Consider the following 15,282-nt stretch of genomic DNA (forward strand, 5'->3'; position numbering starts at 1 on the left):
CTATTTCCCGGCGGCGCCCAGCACACCCAGCGCAGACACGGCCGCGGCGTCGGTCTCCTGCAGCATCAGCGGGTCGGTGCGGGGCATGGGGGAGATGGTCATGTCGGCGCGGACCTCCTGCAGCGGGATGCCGAGCATGTGCACCCGCGGGTCCGGGCTGCCGTCGACGTGCACCAGCCGGGAGGTCGCCAGGTCGACCTCCGGGGCCTTGGACGCCACCTCGGCGGGTTGCCCGGTCTCGTCGGCGCCGCCGGTGAAGACGAAGGGGCGCAGCCGGGCGTCGCGCACCAGTGCGGCGGTGACGGGCGAGGCGGTGTCACGCACGGCGGGTTTGTGCAGCCAGGCGTCGACCAGCGTGGTGGAGGAGACGTTGACGTCCCCGGTGGTCTCGGAGGCCATGAGGAACGCCGGTGCCTCGGGGTCGACGACCACGGTGGGGTGGCCGCCGAGGAAGCGGACGTAGCCGGCGTCGACGAGGCAGAGCAGTTCGGCGGTGCGGAACGCCGGCGGCCCGGAGCCGACCATCTGGCCCACGCGTCGTAGTTCGGCGTAGGCACCGCGCCGGGACTCCAGGGTGAAGCGTCCGGGCTGGTCGGCGACCTGGGCGGGTTTGCGGGCGGAGCCGATGACCTGCAGTCCGGCCTTGACCGCGGAGGCGGTGCCGAGCGACGCCTCGTGAAGGTCGGTGGCGAGACGGTCGCCGATGTGGGCGGTGAGTTCGTCGATGGTGGGGGCACTGTCGCGCGAGCGGACGTAGGTGGCGACGGGGTCGGCGTAGCCGGGAATGTCGAAGCGGTCGGCGGCGTCGGGGACGAGGGCGGCGAGCGCGGGGTCCTCGTGCAGGTTCCAGGGGTCGTCCGAGGCATCGATGACGCTGCTCACCTGCTGGAGTGCCGACGGAGCGTCCTGCAGCAGGATGCGGTAGTAGGCCTCGTGGGCGTCGCGCAGCAGCGCGGGCCACAGGCGCTCGCCGAAGTCGACGGAGCCGGCGGTCGCGTCGGACGGTACGGCGGCGAGCTCGGCGCGGAAGCGCGGCATGCGCGCTGCCGGCGGCAGCGCGTCGTAGACGGGTTTGGGCTGGTAGGGGTATCCGTGGTGGGAGGAGACAACCAGGCGCGGTTCGTCGCCGGAGGCCTCGTAGCGCAGGCCGGAACGCGCCGAAGCGTCCGGCACGAAGCGTCCTGCGCGGTCGATGGTGACCATGGCCATGAGGTCGAACAGGCCCATGCCGAGGCCGCGGACGAGCACGTCCTGCCCCGCGGGCAGCGCGGAGACGTCCTGGTCGGCGGGGTTTCCGGGGCGAACCCACGTCAGCTCGGGGTAGTGCTCCACGGACTGGGCGGTGAAGGTCTCCAGGGCGTCGGGCTCGGTGTCGGTCCAGCCGAGGGCGAGCACGGTGGCGTCGACGTCGAGGGTGGTGCCGTCGGCGAGGGTGATGCGGTCGCGGCCGTCGGACGTGGCGCGCACGTCGGTGGCGCGGGTGGTGTGCGTGCGCAGGACGAGGCCCTCGGGCAGGCGGGCGACGACGACGTCGTACACCCACCGCAGGTAGTGGCCGTAGAGCGCGCGCGAGGGGTGGGACTCCGGGCGGCTGGACGCCAGCTCCGCGGCGAAGTCGACGCCGACCTCCTCCGGCACGAGGCCGGGGTGGGCGTGGAAGAGCTCGGACTTCGCGGTGCCGGCCGGCCCGGTGAGTTCCTCGCCGCGCAGCAGGCGGATCCACTCGTACATGGTGGGGCCCTCGAGTACGGGGGCGGTCACGGTGGAGCCGGGTTCGGTGAACAGGGTGACGGCGTCGGCCAGGGTGTTCATGCACAGCGTGCGGGTCTGGTCGGTGCGCCAGACGCGGCCGGTGCCGACGGCGACGTCGTCGACGAGGTGCACCGTGACAGGCTCGGACGTGCCGGACGCGCCGGACGCTGCGTGCCGGTCGCGCACCAGGGCGCTGAGCCGTTCGAGGACGGAGATGCCGCGCGGGCCCCCGCCGATGACTGCTAAGGCGTTCATGACCACCATGGTATCGGTCGCAAACTGTTGTGTTACGGTGGGCGCACCCTGGAAGAACAGACAGATCTGTTCAGTTCTGTTGAAAGCACTAAAACGCCCATGCCGCCGCTGCACCCGTCACGCCGCACCACCCGCACGAACCGCAGGAACCGCACGATTTTCGCCCCGGTTGCCGCCGCCGTGACCGCCGTCGCCCTCGCGGCGTCCCTCGTCGCCTGCGGGTCGTCCGGCGACCGGGACGCCGGCGCACGGGAACTGGTGTACCTGGAGTCCCTGCCGTTCACCTCCCTGTACCCGCCGGCCGCCGGTTTCTACCCCAACGGCGGCATCCTCAACAACATCACCGACCGGCTGCTGTGGCAGGACCCGGAGACCCTGGAGCTGCACCCGTGGATCGCCACGGACCTGCCCGAGGTCAACGACGACGCCACCGAGTACACCTTCTCCCTGCGTGACGACGTCACCTACTCCGACGGCACGCCGCTGACCGCGCAGAACGTGGTCGACAACTTCGACCTCTTCGCGCTCGGCGACCCGGACCGCGGCCTGGCGTCGTCGGAGCAGATCAGCAGCTACGAGCGCGGCGAGGTCCTCGACGACACCACCGTGCGCTTCCACTTCGCCGACCCGGAGCCCGGCTTCGCGCAGGCCACGAGCTCCTTCAACGCCGGGCTGCTCGCCGACTCCAGTCTGGCGCAGTCCGACGAGGGCTTCGCGCCGGGCAGCGCGACGTCCGTCGTCGGCTCCGGACCGTTCGTGGTCGCCGACGAACAGCTCAACACCGAGGTCACGCTGGACGCCCGGGACGACTACGACTGGGCGCCGCAGGGCCGCGACGCCGCCGACGACCAGCAGGGTGCGGCACAGATCGACCGGGTCAGCGTGGTCGTCACCCAGGAGGACAGCGTGCGCGTCGGCGGGCTCAAGACCGCCCAGGGCGACGTGGCCCGCCAGATCGAGGCCCCGGAGGAGCAGCACCTCGCCGACGAGGGCATCGAGGTGCTGTCCGCGCCGACGAACGGGGTGAACAACCAGCTCGCCCTGCGTTTCCGTCACCCGCTGCTCAGCGACATCCGGGTGCGTCAGGCGATCATCGCCGGGGTGAACCGCGACCGGATCCTGGACTCCCTGTTCAGCGACTCCTACACCAAGGCGACCTCCTCGCTGGCCAGCACCACGGCGGGCTACCGCGAGCAGGAGGACGCCTACGTCTTCGACCCCGAGCGGGCCCGCGACCTGCTCGACGAGGCCGGCTGGGTGCCGGGTGCCGACGGCGTGCGCGTCAAGGACGGCCAGCGGCTCAGCCTCACCGCCAACGACTCCGCGCAGCAGCCGCGGACCCGGGAGGTGGTGACCATGGTCCAGGAGCAGCTGCGTGACATCGGCGTGGAGGTCAACCTGTACCCCGGTGACGTCGTCGCGCAGAAGGCAGCGCAGGTCGACCAGGACCTCATCCAGCTCAACGTGACCATGGTCGGGCGCGCCGACTACGACGTGATCAAGAGCCAGTACTACTCGCAGAACCGCAACCAGCTGCTCAACTTCGACGCCGACGACGAGTCCGTCGGCGATCCGGAACTCGAGGAACTGCTGCTCAAGGTGTCCGGATCGGTCAACGAGGAGGACCGCGCCGCGGCCAGCGGTGACGTGCAGGACTACCTCACCGAGCAGGCGTACGTGCTGCCCTTCTTCGAGGAACCGCAGGTCTACGGCGTGCAGGACTACGTGCACGGCTTCACCACCGACCCGATCGGGCGGCCGTGGTTCTACCCGGTCACGCTCGACACCGGTGCCACAGAAGAGCAGGAGGGCTGACAGACACCATGGACTCCCTGACCACCGGCGCCGTACTGCGGCGCATCGGCCAGTCCCTGCTGGTCCTCTGGGCCACCTTCACCCTGGCGTTCATCCTGCTCACCGCCCTGCCGGGGGACGCGGTACAGACCCGCTACGCCAACCCGGAGCTCGGCCTGTCGCCGCAGGAGATCGCGCAGATGCGCGAGTCCTACGGCGCGGACGAACCCGTGCTCACCCGTTACTGGAACTCGCTGACCGGCATGCTGCGCGGCGACTTCGGCTACTCCATGGAGACCGGCACCCCGGTGTCCACGATGCTGGGGGAGGCGCTGCCGAGCACCCTGACCCTGGCGCTCACCGGCTTCGTCCTGGCCGTGGTCGTGGCCGTGGTGATCGCGGTGGCCGCGACGTCCTCCCGGTTCGGCTGGGTGCGCGGCGCGTTGCGCGCGCTGCCGCCGCTGTTCATCTCCCTGCCGGCGTTCTGGCTGGGCATCATCCTGATCCAGACGTTCAGCTTCCAGCTGACCTGGGTGCCGGTGATCCACGCCAGTGCGGTGCAGGAACTCATCCTGCCGTCGATCGCGTTGGCGTTGCCGTTGTCCGCGCCGATCGCGCAGGTGCTCATCCGCGGCATCGACGACGCCTCGCGTCAGCCCTACGTGACCGTGGTGCGGGCGCGCGGCGCCGGGGAGCAGTGGATCCTGTGGCGCAACGTGATGCGCAACGCCGCCCTGCCCGCCCTGACCATCGCCGGGGTGACCTTCGGTGAACTCGTCGGCGGCGCGGTGGTCACCGAGGCCGTCTTCGACCGGGCGGGTCTGGGCGCGGCCACCGTGGACGCGGTCTCCACCCGGGACACCCCGGTGCTCATGGCGGTGGTCGTGCTCGCCGCCGCGGCGTTCATCCTGGTCAACCTGATCGTGGACCTGCTCTACCCGGTCCTCGACGCCCGACTGCGCAGGACGGTGACGGCATGACGAGCATGAACCTGAAGAACCTGAAGACCCTGAAGACCCTCAGAACCCTCCGCCCCGGCGTGTGGCTCTCCGGCGCGGTGGTGCTCGTCGCCGTCGCCTGGGCACTCGTGCCGGGTGTGTTCGCCTCCGGCGACCCGACGTCCTCCGGGGAGACCGCGCCGCTGCTCGCCCCGTCCGCCGAGCACTGGTTCGGCACGGACGCGGTCGGACGCGACCTCTACACGCGGGTGGTGTGGGGTGCGCGCCAGTCGCTGGCCGGCGCGCTGCTCGCCGTGCTCGTCGGCATGGTCGCCGGCTCCCTGCTGGGCCTGCTCGCCGGCGCGCGCCGCGGCTGGCTGGACGCCCTGGTCATGCGCGTGGTCGACGTCCTGCTGTCCATCCCGTCGCTGCTGCTCAGCCTGGCGGTGATCATCCTGCTGGGTTACGGCACCTTCAACGCCGCGGTCGCGGTGGGTGTCACCAACGTCGCGGTGTTCGCCAGACTGGCGCGCTCCCAGGTGCTCAGCGTGGCCGGCAGCGACTTCGTCGAGGCGGCGTACGGTTCCGGCGGCACGGCCATGCAGGTGCTGTGGCGTCACATCCTGCCGAACTCGCTGACCCCGGTGGTCGCCCTGGCGGCACTGCAGTTCGGCAGCGCGATCCTGCAGCTGTCCACCCTGGGCTTCCTGGGCTACGGTGCGCCGCCGCCCACGCCGGAGTGGGGCCTGATCATCTCCGAGGGCCGCGACTTCATCGCCACCTCCTGGTGGCTCACGGTGCTGCCGGGCCTGGCGATCGTGCTGGTCGTGCTGGCCACCAACCATCTGAGCCAGTCGTTGCGGAAGGAGTCCTGAACATGACGGAAGCAATGGACTGGGACGACGGCTCCTGGCACGACGAGCGCGCACGCGCGCCGCGTCCTGCCGAGACGCCGCTGCTGGAGATCCGCGACCTGGCGGTGTCCTACCGGACGCGCCGCGGCGAGGTGCACGCCGTGAAGGACGTCAACCTCACCGTCCGCCGCGGGCGGGTCACCGCCATCGTCGGGGAGTCCGGCTCCGGCAAGTCGACCTCGGCGATGGCCACCCTCGGCCTGCTGCCGGACAACGCCACGGTGTCCGGCGAGATCCTGCTGGAAGGACGCAGCCTGCGCGACCTGGGTCGCCGCGAGTGGCGCACGGTACGCGGAAAGCGCATCGGGCTGATCCCACAAGACCCTAACAACTCGCTGAACCCGGTGAAGACCGTCGGCGAGTCGGTGGGCGAGGGGTTGCGCATCCACGGCCGCAGCTCCCGGTCAGAGCGTCGTGCCAAGGTCGTCGAGCTGCTGGACACCGTCGGCATCGACGACCCGGAGCGCCGCTACTCCCAGTACCCGCACGAACTCTCCGGCGGCATGAAGCAACGCGCACTCATCGCCGCGGCCCTGGCGCTGGAACCGGACCTGCTCATCGCCGACGAGCCGACCAGCGCATTGGACGTCACGGTGCAGCGCACCATCCTGGACCTGCTCGACCGCATGCGTGACGAGCTGGGCCTGGGCGTGCTGTTCATCACCCACGACCTCGCCGTCGCCGGCGACCGCGCCGACGAGCTGGTCGTGATGCGTTCCGGGGAGGTGCGGGAGGACGGCCCGACCGACCGCGTGCTCACCGACCCGCGCGACGACTACACGCGCCGACTGCTTGCGGACGCCCCGTCGCTGGTCAGCGCCGTGGAGGCGGCGAGTTACCGTCCCGCGACGCCGCAGGACGGCACCCCGGCGCTGCTGCAGGTCACCGGCCTGCGCCAGGAGTTCGGGGACGCCGTCGCGGTGGACGACGTCTCCTTCTCCGTCCTGCCGGGCACCACCCACGCCATCGTCGGGGAGTCCGGTTCGGGCAAGTCCACCGTGGGCCGGGCGGTGACCGCCTTCCGGCGTCCGACGTCCGGCGAGGTGCGCCTCGGCGACACGCGCGTGGACACCCTGGATGCGAAGGGTCGCCGTGAACTGCGACGACGCGTGCAGATGGTCTACCAGAACCCCTACAGCTCGCTGGACCCGCGCCAGAGCATCGGACGCATCATCGGTGAGCCGCTGCAGAACCTCACCGACCTGTCGCGGGCGCAGGTCCGTGGGCGGGTGGACGGGATGCTCGACCGCGTCGCCCTCGGCGCGCCGGGCTCCGGCATGGCCGAGCGGCGTCCCGCGGAACTCTCCGGCGGGCAACGCCAGCGTGTGGCGATCTCCCGCGCCCTGATCCTCGACCCGGAGCTGGTGGTGCTCGACGAGGCGGTGTCCGCCCTGGACGTCACCGTGCAGGCGCAGATCCTGCACCTGCTCGACGAGCTGCAGCGCGAGCTCGGGCTGACGTACGTCTTCATCTCCCACGACCTGGCGGTGGTGCGCGAGATCTCCGACACGGTGTCGGTGATGTCCGGTGGCCGCCAGGTGGAGTCCGGGCGCACCGAGGACATCTTCGAGCGTCCGACCAGCGACTTCACCATCCGACTACTCGACGCGATTCCGGGGCGGCGCTACCGCTCCGGAGGACTTAACCTGGGACTATGAGCGACAGCACAGACAGCGCAGACATCATCGAACTCCTCGCCGGCATCAACCCCGGAGAGCCTGTCGCCGAACTGCGGCGCAACCGGTCGCAGGCCCGGACGAACGCTCAGCACAGTTTCCGGGTGCTGCTCGAGGCCGGCGACGGCGAGGATGACGGCTCTGGCTTCACCGACACCGAGCGGTACGTGGTGGCCGCCTTCGTCGCCGGGCTGCACCAGGGCCAGGCCGCTGACTTCTACGCCGACCTGCTCGGCGACGTGGTGGAGGACGCGGTCGCCACCGCGGTGGCGGAGTCCGTGCAGGCAGGGCTCACGGTCGGGCCGTACGGCACCTACCGCGAGCCGGACCTGGCCGGGGAATCCGTGCCCGGCCCGGAGTTCAGCGTGGACCCGCACGTGCGCGGGGTGCTCGGCGAGAAACTCACCGCCGCCCTCGAGTTCGCCCACCTGCTGGTCTTCCACCCTCGCGACAGTCGACCGGAGCGCCTTGCTCCCCTGGCCTGGTCGGGGTGGACGCCCACGCAGGTGGTGAGCCTGGCGCAGCTGATCTCCTTCCTCTGCTTCCAGATACGCGCCGCGGCGGGGCTGTTCGCCCTGAAGGCGGCGGACGCGATGTACATGCCGCTCGCCGCCGGTCCCGTCCGCCGCCGCGGGAAGGCACAGGAGCGAGCACAGGAACCGGGCGGCCCCGCACCGCTCACCGGCGGCGCATTCGACGTCCTGACCTACCCGGACCTGCACCGTCCCACCCGGTTCGTCAGCCACAGCCTGGGCTGGCAGCCGTGGGTGCCGCCGGTGGAGGAGGACGAGCTCACCGAGCGGCAGCGCACCGCCCTGGTCGACCCGATGCGTGCGAAGTCGTCCTACTTCCGCCTGCTCGCCCGCGACCCGGACGCGCTGGAGGCGCGCACCCTGACCGACAAGGACATCTTCTACAACGTCACCGACGGTGCCGGACGTGCCGAGCGCGAGATCTCCGCGGCGGTGACCAGCCGCTACAACGGCTGCGTCTACTGCGCCTCGGTGCACACCGGGCGCGCCCTGCAGGAGTCCACCGGCCGGGAGGACGACGTCCAGCGGCTCTGCGACGAGGCCGTCGGCCCCGACTCCCTGCCGGACCTGGGATCCGAGGCGTGGAACGCCATCGCCGAGGCCTCCGTGGCGCTGACCAGCACTCCCGTGGACTTCTGTCGGGATCACGTGGAACGGCTGCGCGCCGCCGGGCTGGACGACGCCTCCATTGTCGACGTGATCAACGGTGCGGCGTTCTTCAACTGGGCCAACCGGTTGATGCTGTCGCTCGGGGAACCGGAACTTCCGGCGCGCTTCCGGTAGGGCGTACCGTGGTCGCCATGACAGAGACAAAGCGTATTACCGTCCCCGGCACCGATCTTGAGATCACCCCGCTCAACCTCGGCGGCAACACCTTCGGATGGACCTCGGACACCGAGGAGTCCTTCGCGGTGCTCGACGCGTTTCTCGCCGCCGGCGGCAACTTCATCGACACCGCCGACATGTACTCGCAGTGGGGCGAGGGCCACTCCGGCGGCGAGTCGGAGACCGTGCTCGGCCAGTGGTTCGCCGAGCGCGGCAACCGCGACCAGGTCGTCCTGGCCACGAAGGTCGGCGCACTCCAGGGTGCCGAAGGCCTGGCGCACGACACGGTCGTGTCCAACCTCGACGACTCGCTGAAGCGGCTCCAGACCGAGGTCATCGACCTCTACTACTTCCACTACGACGACGAGTCCGTGGCGATCGCCGACCAGGTCCGCACCGCCGCGGCCCTGGTGGACTCCGGCAAGGTCCGTTACATCGGCCTGTCCAACTACTCCACCGAGCGCATGCGCGAGTTCTTCGAGACCGCCCGCGAGCTGGAGCTCGACCACGCCATCCCGCTGGCGATCCAGCCGCAGTACAGTCTCCTCTCGCGCGCCGGCTACGAAGACGGCTACATGCAGGTCGCCGAGGAGTACGGGGTGGGTGTGTTCAGCTACTTCTCCCTGGCGTCCGGCCTGCTGACCGGTAAGTACCGCAGCCGTGAGGATCTGGAGGGTGCTGCCCGCGAGGGACAGACCGGCGGTTACTTCGAGAAGGACGCCGACCCGTTCAGCGTGGTCGAGGCCGTGCTCACGGTCGCTGAGGCGCATTCCGTGGAGCCGGCGTCGGTGGCACTGGCGTGGCTGCTGGCCAAGGGCGTCACCGCCCCGATCGCCTCGGCGCGCACCCCGGAGCAGGTCGCCCCGCTGATCGCGGCGACGACCCTGGAACTCACCGAGGACGAGGTCGCCACGCTGGACGCCGCGTCGAGTAGTTTCTGAGTAGAATCCGTGGCATGAACCACGGCGCAGGCAACGGAACGGATGACACGCACGGCCTCCCGGTGATCCGCCCGGAGGCCGCCGACGGCGGCGACGCCGGCGAGATCCGCTCGCTCACCGCGGCAGCCTTCGAGGGTATCGAGCACTCCGACGGGCGCGAGCCTGCCATCGTCGATGCTCTGCGCGCCGCCGATGCGCTCACGTTGTCGCTGGTCGCGGTGCGTTCCGGCTGGGTGATCGGACATGTGGCGGTGTCGCCGGTGACGCTCGAGGGCGACACGTCAGGTGGCGTGGCAGGGGAGGACGCCGGGCGCTGGTTCGGCATCGGCCCGCTGTCGGTGTCCCCGGCGCACCAGGGGGAGGGGATCGGTGCGGCGCTGATGCGCAGCGCCTTGGAGTTCCTCGACACCACGAAGGACGCCACCGGTGCGGTCCTGCTCGGCGACCCCACCTACTACGACCGTTTCGGTTTCGCCGCCCGCGAGGGCCTGGTGATGGAGGGACTGCCGCAGGAGAGCGCGCCCTACTTCCAGGCGCTACGGCTCGACGGAGAAACGTCCTACCCGCGTGCGGTCGTGAGCTACCACCCCGCGTTCGGGGCGTAGCCGGAAGGTCAACGAGAGGCCCAAGACAGGACCGACGACATGACTGAAGAACCAGCGGTACCGGGCACTATCGACCGTGACCGGTTGCGTCGCACCCTCGGGGAGGCCCGTCCGGCACATGCCCAGGCCGTTGCCGAGAATGACGGCTGGAGCACCATGCTTCCGGGGCTACCGCTCGTGGCCGACGGTGACTCGTTCGACGGCGCCGTCGCAGACATGGTTGATCCCTTGCGGGTCTAAGCGATCGACTGGGTCGACCACCTCCGCCTCGCGGACAATCACCAAGGCAACCGGGATCTTGTCCGGATGGTCGACCTGTCCACGGATGAGCAACTCACCGGGTGGCTCACCTCCTAAGCGGGTGATGGCAGACCCCCACCGTCCCACCCCGCCCCGGCGGGCCTTCGTGCCGTAGGGCCCCGGCGGCGATACCATGTGAGCGCTATGGATTCGACACACACGCGACGCCAGCCCGGTGCCAGTTCACAGGCCGGCCCCCGGTCCGGCAGCAGGTACCGGGGCCACCGCAGGGACATCGACGGCCTGCGCGGTCTGGCGATCGCGCTCGTCGTCATCTTCCACGTCTTCGTCGGCCGGGTCTCCTCCGGCGTGGACGTGTTCCTGCTGCTCGGCGGCATCTTCTTCTTCTCCCCGCAGATCCGCAACGCGCTGAACCCCGCCGGGCTCACCGTGGTGCAGTCCTTCCTGCGCATCTTCCGTCGCCTCTACCCGGCGCTGATCACGGTCGTCACCGTGGCTGTCATCGCCTCGGTGCTGATCTTCAACCGGGTGCGCTGGCCGGAGGTCGGGGAGGACGCCGGAGCCTCGCTGCTCTACATGCAGAACCTGCACCTGGCGAACCTCGGCCAGGAGTACACGGCGGTGAACCGCGAGGTCAGTGTGTTCCAGCACATCTGGTCGATGTCGGTGCAGATGCAGATCTACCTCGGCTCCCTGCTGGTCATCGCGGCGGTGGCGGCGATGTTCCAGCGTCACGTGCGTTCCAGCTCGCAGGTGCTGCACTGGGGTCTGGTGGTGGCCACCGTGGCCAGCTTCGGCTACGCCACCTGGCTCGGCGGCCACGACCAGGGCGCGAACTACTACTCCCCGTTCTCCCGCTTCTGGGAGATCGGCCTGGGTGGGCTGTTCGGCATCTGGCTGCTGGGCCGCGCGCTGCCGGCGGTGTGGGCACGCCTGCGCCTGGGCGCCGGCATCGTGGGCCTGGTGCTGATCATCGGCACCGGCCTGTTCCTCGACGGAGCCGCGCAGTTCCCCGGCCCCTGGACGCTCGTGCCGTTGGCCGGCGCCATGCTCGTGGTGCTCGCCGGCAACCCCGTCGCCGGGGAGGACGCCGCGAGCACGCAGGACGCCGCGACCTCGCAGGACGCAGCGTCCGGCGTGACGGCGATGCTGTGTGCCGCGCCGTTCCAGTTCCTCGGCCGCATCGCCTACAGCCTGTACCTGTGGCACTGGCCGGCGTTGGTGCTGGTCACCTACCTGATGTCGCAGGGTGCCGAGGTCGCCGCCCCGGGCGGCGGCACCGGTTTCCTCAACGGCATCACCGCCACCCTCGGCAACGGGGAGGGTTTCCTCGTCGGCTCCGTGGTGGTGGTCGTGTCGGTGCTCCTGGCGTGGGCGACCTACCGCTTCATCGAGACCCCGCTGCGCCAGCAGGCCAAGCCGGAACGGGCGACGGCGCTGTCGGCGTCCTACGTGCGCTCGTCCGTGGCGGGACGCCGCGGCACCGTCGGCGCGGTGTGCGCGCTGGTGATGGTCGTCGCCACGGCCGCCGTGGTGTCCTTCGGGCCGGTGATCGAGCACCGTAACCAGCTCGCCGCCGCCGTGGACGCCGACGACATCGACCCCGCCGAGTACCCCGGCCCCGCCGCCTTCCTCGCCGACGCCAACGCCCCGGACGACGTCCCCGTCGAACCCGACCCCGCCGTCGGGGAGGAGGAGATGCTGCCGCAGACGCAGAAGGACGGCTGCTTCTCCGGCTTCGCCGAATCCAACGTGATCTTCACCAAGCAGTTCAACTCCTCCGACGAGCCCTGCGTGTACGGCGACGTGGACTCCGACCGCACCATGTACCTCGCCGGCGGCTCGCACTCCGAGCACTACCTCACCGGCCTGGAGGAGGTCGCCGAACAGCAGGGCTTCAAGATCGTGCCGCTGCTGAAGATGGGCTGCGTGCTGGGCATGAACCTGCCGCACCTCAGCGGCGACCCGTACCCGGAGTGCGCGGAGTGGAACGACAACGTGCAGCAGTTCATCTTCGACAACCCGCCGACCGACGGGGTGTTCATGCCGTCCACCAGGCCCACCATGATCGAGGGCGACGGCCCGGACGTGGTGCCGCCGGAGTACGTGGAGATGGTGCAGCGTCTCACCGACGCCGGCATCCACACCTGGGGCGTCCGCGACACCCCGTGGCACATGGCGGGCCCGGGCGTGCAGGGCAATGCGCGCCTGTGCGTCGCCGAGGGCGCCGAGGACGATGCCGGCGGTGACTGCGGCATCGCCGAGGAGGCCAGCCTGTCGCCGGTGAACCCTGCGCCGGAGGCCTACGAGGGCCTCGACATCACCAACATCGACCTCACCGCGGCGCTGTGCCGTGACGGGCGCTGCCCGGCGGTGGTCGGCAACGTGCTGGTCTACCGCGACGGCCAGCACTTCACGTCCCTGTTCTCCTCACTGCTGGCACCCGAGATCAGCCGGCAGATGTACGACGCCGCCTGATCGCCGTGGCAGAAACGAAACCTGCACTGAAACCAGAGAAGAAACGCACCGTCCGACGCATCGACATCGACGGGCTGCGTGGCCTGGCGATCGCGCTGGTGGTGGTCTTCCACGTCTTCGTGGGCCGGGTGTCCGCCGGGGTGGACGTGTTCCTGCTGCTCGGCGGCATCTTCTTCTTCGCCCCGCAGATCCGCAACGTCCTGAACCCGGCCGGGCTCACGGTGGTGCAGTCCTTCCTGCGCATCCTGCGTCGCCTCTACCCGGCGCTGGTCACCGTGGTGACGGTGTCGCTCGTGGCCGCGCTGGTGGTGTATGCGCCGGTGCGCTGGTCGGATGCGGGGGAGGACGCCGCGGCGTCGTTGCTCTACGTGCAGAACCTGAACCTCACCCGCCAGGGCGACGACTACGCCGCGATCAGTGCGGACGTGAGCCTGTTCCAGCACATCTGGTCGATGTCGGTGCAGATGCAGGTCTACCTCGGCTCGCTGCTGGTCATCGCCCTGCTCGGGTCGATGTACCGCAGGTGGCCGAGGGTCGGGACGGCCCTGCTGCGGGTGCTGCTGCTCATCGGCACGGTGGCCAGCTTCTGCTACGGCGTGTGGCTCGGCGGGGTGGACCAGGGCGCGAACTACTACTCGCCGCTGTCGCGTTTCTGGGAGATCGGCCTGGGCGGACTGTTCGGCATGGCCGTGCTGGGCCGTACGCTGCCCGCCGCGTGGGCACGCCTGCGCTGGCCGGCCGGGGTGCTCGGCCTGGTGCTGATCGTGGCCACCGGCCTGCTGCTCGACGGCGCCGCCCAGTTCCCCGGACCCTGGACCCTCGTGCCGCTGGCCGGCGCGATGCTCGTGGTGCTGGCCGGCAACCCCGTCGCCGAGCGGGACGCCGCGACCTCGCAGGACGCCGCGACCACGCGGTACACGACGTCCGGCGTGACGGCGCTGCTGCGCACCGCGCCGCTGCAGTTCCTCGGCCGTACCGCCTACGGCCTGTACCTGTGGCACTGGCCGCTGCTGACCCTGGCGACGTTCCTGGCCACCGACACCACGCAGGCCGCGGCGGAGGAGACCGGCGCCGAGGCGTCCGACGCGGGTCTGCAGGGCATCACCGCCACCCTCGGCATGGGCACCGGCGCGGCGGTCGGCGCCGGCGTGATCGCCGCGTCCGTGGTGCTGGCCTGGCTCACGCTGCGGTTCATCGAGGTGCCGCTGCAGCAGTCGGCGCGCCCGCCGCGCTCGTTCGTGCTCGGCGACCACGCCTACCTGCGGGCCGCGCTGCGCAGCCGCGGCAAGACGACCGCGGCGATGGTGATCGTCGCCGCCAGCGTCGCGGTGATGGCCTTCGGCCCGCTCGTCGAGCGCCACAACGAGGACCGGGCGACCACCCTGGCCACCGAACCGGTCGACCCGCGCGACTACCCCGGCCCCGCCGCCTACCTGGAGGACGCCCCGGTGCCCGACGGCCTCGACGTGGTCCCGGGCACCACCGAGGTCGATCCGATGATGCCGCAGACCCAGGACGACGGCTGCTACTCCGGCTTCGACGAGACCGGCCTGGTGCTGACCAGGGAGTTCAACGAGTCCGACGAGCCCTGCGCCTACGGCGACGTGGACTCGACGCGCACCATGTACCTGGCCGGCGGTTCGCACTCCGAGCACTACCTGCCCGCCCTGGACCGCATCGCCGCCGAGCGGGGCATCAGGGTCGTGCCGCTGGTGAAGATGGGCTGCGTGCTCGGCGAACCGCTGACCCGCGACACCGGTGAGGCCTACCCGGAGTGCGCGCAGTGGCAGGTCGCCGCCGAGCAGTACATCCTGGACAACCCGCCGACCGACGGGGTGTTCATGACCTCCACCCGGCCCACCACCATCGCCGGCGACGGGCCCGACCAGGTGCCGCAGGGCTACGTGGACGTGGTCTCCCGCTTCACCGCCGCCGGCATCCACACCTGGGGCGTGCGCGACACCCCGTGGCTGATGGCGGAGCAGGGCACGCAGCTCAACGGGCGGCTCTGCGTCGCCGAGGACGGCGACAAGGGTGACACAGGGACGTCCGACTGCGCCGTCGCGCAGGACGAGGCGCTCGCCGCGTCCAACCCGGCGACGTCCGCCCTCGCCGGGCTGGACGTGACGCACCTCGACCTCACCGCCGCGGTGTGCCGCGACGGGCAGTGCCCGGCGGTGGTCGGCAACGTGCTGGTCTACCGTGACTCCCAGCACCTCAGCAACCGCTTCGCCGGGATGCTCGCCCCGGAGATCACCCGGCAGATGTTCGGGGCCTGAACACCTCCACCGGTGTGTCGTGGGGGTAATG

General features: G+C 70.7%; 11 protein-coding genes. 10 read left to right on the top strand and 1 reads right to left on the bottom strand.

The features are described 5' to 3' along the window. A complete protein-coding gene (locus tag ACT3S3_RS11740; protein ID WP_301442653.1) occupies positions 1–2,007 on the bottom strand; it encodes an FAD/NAD(P)-binding protein in 2,007 nt (668 codons plus the stop codon). 99 nt (positions 2,008–2,106) lie between these two features. Between ACT3S3_RS11740 and ACT3S3_RS11745 the strand changes: the two genes are divergently transcribed. The 10 genes from ACT3S3_RS11745 (at position 2,107) to ACT3S3_RS11790 (ending at position 15,251) form a co-directional block, all read left to right on the top strand. Then, positions 2,107–3,822, top strand: coding sequence for a TIGR04028 family ABC transporter substrate-binding protein (locus ACT3S3_RS11745; protein ID WP_444626823.1), 1,716 nt, complete (start codon positions 2,107–2,109; stop codon positions 3,820–3,822). Positions 3,823–3,839: 17 nt separating this feature from the next. Continuing rightward, a complete protein-coding gene (locus tag ACT3S3_RS11750) occupies positions 3,840–4,781 on the top strand; it encodes an ABC transporter permease (protein ID WP_301442661.1) in 942 nt (313 codons plus the stop codon). After that, positions 4,778–5,614, top strand: coding sequence for an ABC transporter permease (locus ACT3S3_RS11755; protein WP_441578976.1), 837 nt, complete (start codon positions 4,778–4,780; stop codon positions 5,612–5,614). Before ACT3S3_RS11750 ends, ACT3S3_RS11755 begins: the two co-directional genes overlap by 4 nt. A 14-nt stretch (positions 5,615–5,628) precedes the next feature. Further along, the gene (locus ACT3S3_RS11760) at positions 5,629–7,311 is read left to right on the top strand and encodes a dipeptide ABC transporter ATP-binding protein (protein WP_301442663.1); all 1,683 of its coding nucleotides are present in this window, start codon (positions 5,629–5,631) and stop codon (positions 7,309–7,311) included. Continuing rightward, a complete protein-coding gene (locus ACT3S3_RS11765) occupies positions 7,308–8,645 on the top strand; it encodes an alkylhydroperoxidase domain protein (RefSeq protein ID WP_301442655.1) in 1,338 nt (445 codons plus the stop codon). The genes ACT3S3_RS11760 and ACT3S3_RS11765 overlap by 4 nt, the downstream gene beginning before the upstream one ends. A 17-nt stretch (positions 8,646–8,662) precedes the next feature. Further along, on the top strand, positions 8,663–9,628 hold the full coding sequence (locus ACT3S3_RS11770) for an aldo/keto reductase (protein ID WP_301442656.1): 966 nt from the start codon (positions 8,663–8,665) through the stop codon (positions 9,626–9,628). 14 nt (positions 9,629–9,642) lie between these two features. Beyond that, the gene (locus ACT3S3_RS11775) at positions 9,643–10,233 is read left to right on the top strand and encodes a GNAT family N-acetyltransferase (protein ID WP_301442657.1); all 591 of its coding nucleotides are present in this window, start codon (positions 9,643–9,645) and stop codon (positions 10,231–10,233) included. Between the two features lie 39 nt (positions 10,234–10,272). Further along, positions 10,273–10,473, top strand: a complete 201-nt coding sequence (locus tag ACT3S3_RS11780; RefSeq protein WP_301442658.1) for a hypothetical protein — start codon at positions 10,273–10,275, stop codon at positions 10,471–10,473. 204 nt (positions 10,474–10,677) lie between these two features. After that, on the top strand, positions 10,678–12,972 hold the full coding sequence (locus tag ACT3S3_RS11785) for an acyltransferase family protein (RefSeq protein WP_301442659.1): 2,295 nt from the start codon (positions 10,678–10,680) through the stop codon (positions 12,970–12,972). A gap of 5 nt (positions 12,973–12,977) precedes the next feature. After that, a complete protein-coding gene (locus ACT3S3_RS11790; protein ID WP_444615012.1) occupies positions 12,978–15,251 on the top strand; it encodes an acyltransferase family protein in 2,274 nt (757 codons plus the stop codon). Positions 15,252–15,282 lie beyond the last annotated feature (31 nt).

The sequence above is a fragment of the Corynebacterium sp. AOP40-4SA-5 genome (assembly GCF_052377355.1).
GTDB lineage: Bacteria > Actinomycetota > Actinomycetes > Mycobacteriales > Mycobacteriaceae > Corynebacterium.

What these genes read in the sequence shown, in the direction of transcription:
- ACT3S3_RS11740 (WP_301442653.1), bottom strand. Translation starts at nt 2,007, where the DNA reads ATGAACGCCTTAGCAGTCATCGGCGGGGGCCCGCGCGGCATCTCCGTC.
- ACT3S3_RS11745 (WP_444626823.1), top strand. Translation starts at nt 2,107, where the DNA reads ATGCCGCCGCTGCACCCGTCACGCCGCACCACCCGCACGAACCGCAGG.
- ACT3S3_RS11755 (WP_441578976.1), top strand. Translation starts at nt 4,778, where the DNA reads ATGACGAGCATGAACCTGAAGAACCTGAAGACCCTGAAGACCCTCAGA.
- ACT3S3_RS11760 (WP_301442663.1), top strand. Translation starts at nt 5,629, where the DNA reads ATGGACTGGGACGACGGCTCCTGGCACGACGAGCGCGCACGCGCGCCG.
- ACT3S3_RS11765 (WP_301442655.1), top strand. Translation starts at nt 7,308, where the DNA reads ATGAGCGACAGCACAGACAGCGCAGACATCATCGAACTCCTCGCCGGC.
- ACT3S3_RS11770 (WP_301442656.1), top strand. Translation starts at nt 8,663, where the DNA reads ATGACAGAGACAAAGCGTATTACCGTCCCCGGCACCGATCTTGAGATC.
- ACT3S3_RS11775 (WP_301442657.1), top strand. Translation starts at nt 9,643, where the DNA reads ATGAACCACGGCGCAGGCAACGGAACGGATGACACGCACGGCCTCCCG.
- ACT3S3_RS11780 (WP_301442658.1), top strand. Translation starts at nt 10,273, where the DNA reads ATGACTGAAGAACCAGCGGTACCGGGCACTATCGACCGTGACCGGTTG.
- ACT3S3_RS11785 (WP_301442659.1), top strand. Translation starts at nt 10,678, where the DNA reads ATGGATTCGACACACACGCGACGCCAGCCCGGTGCCAGTTCACAGGCC.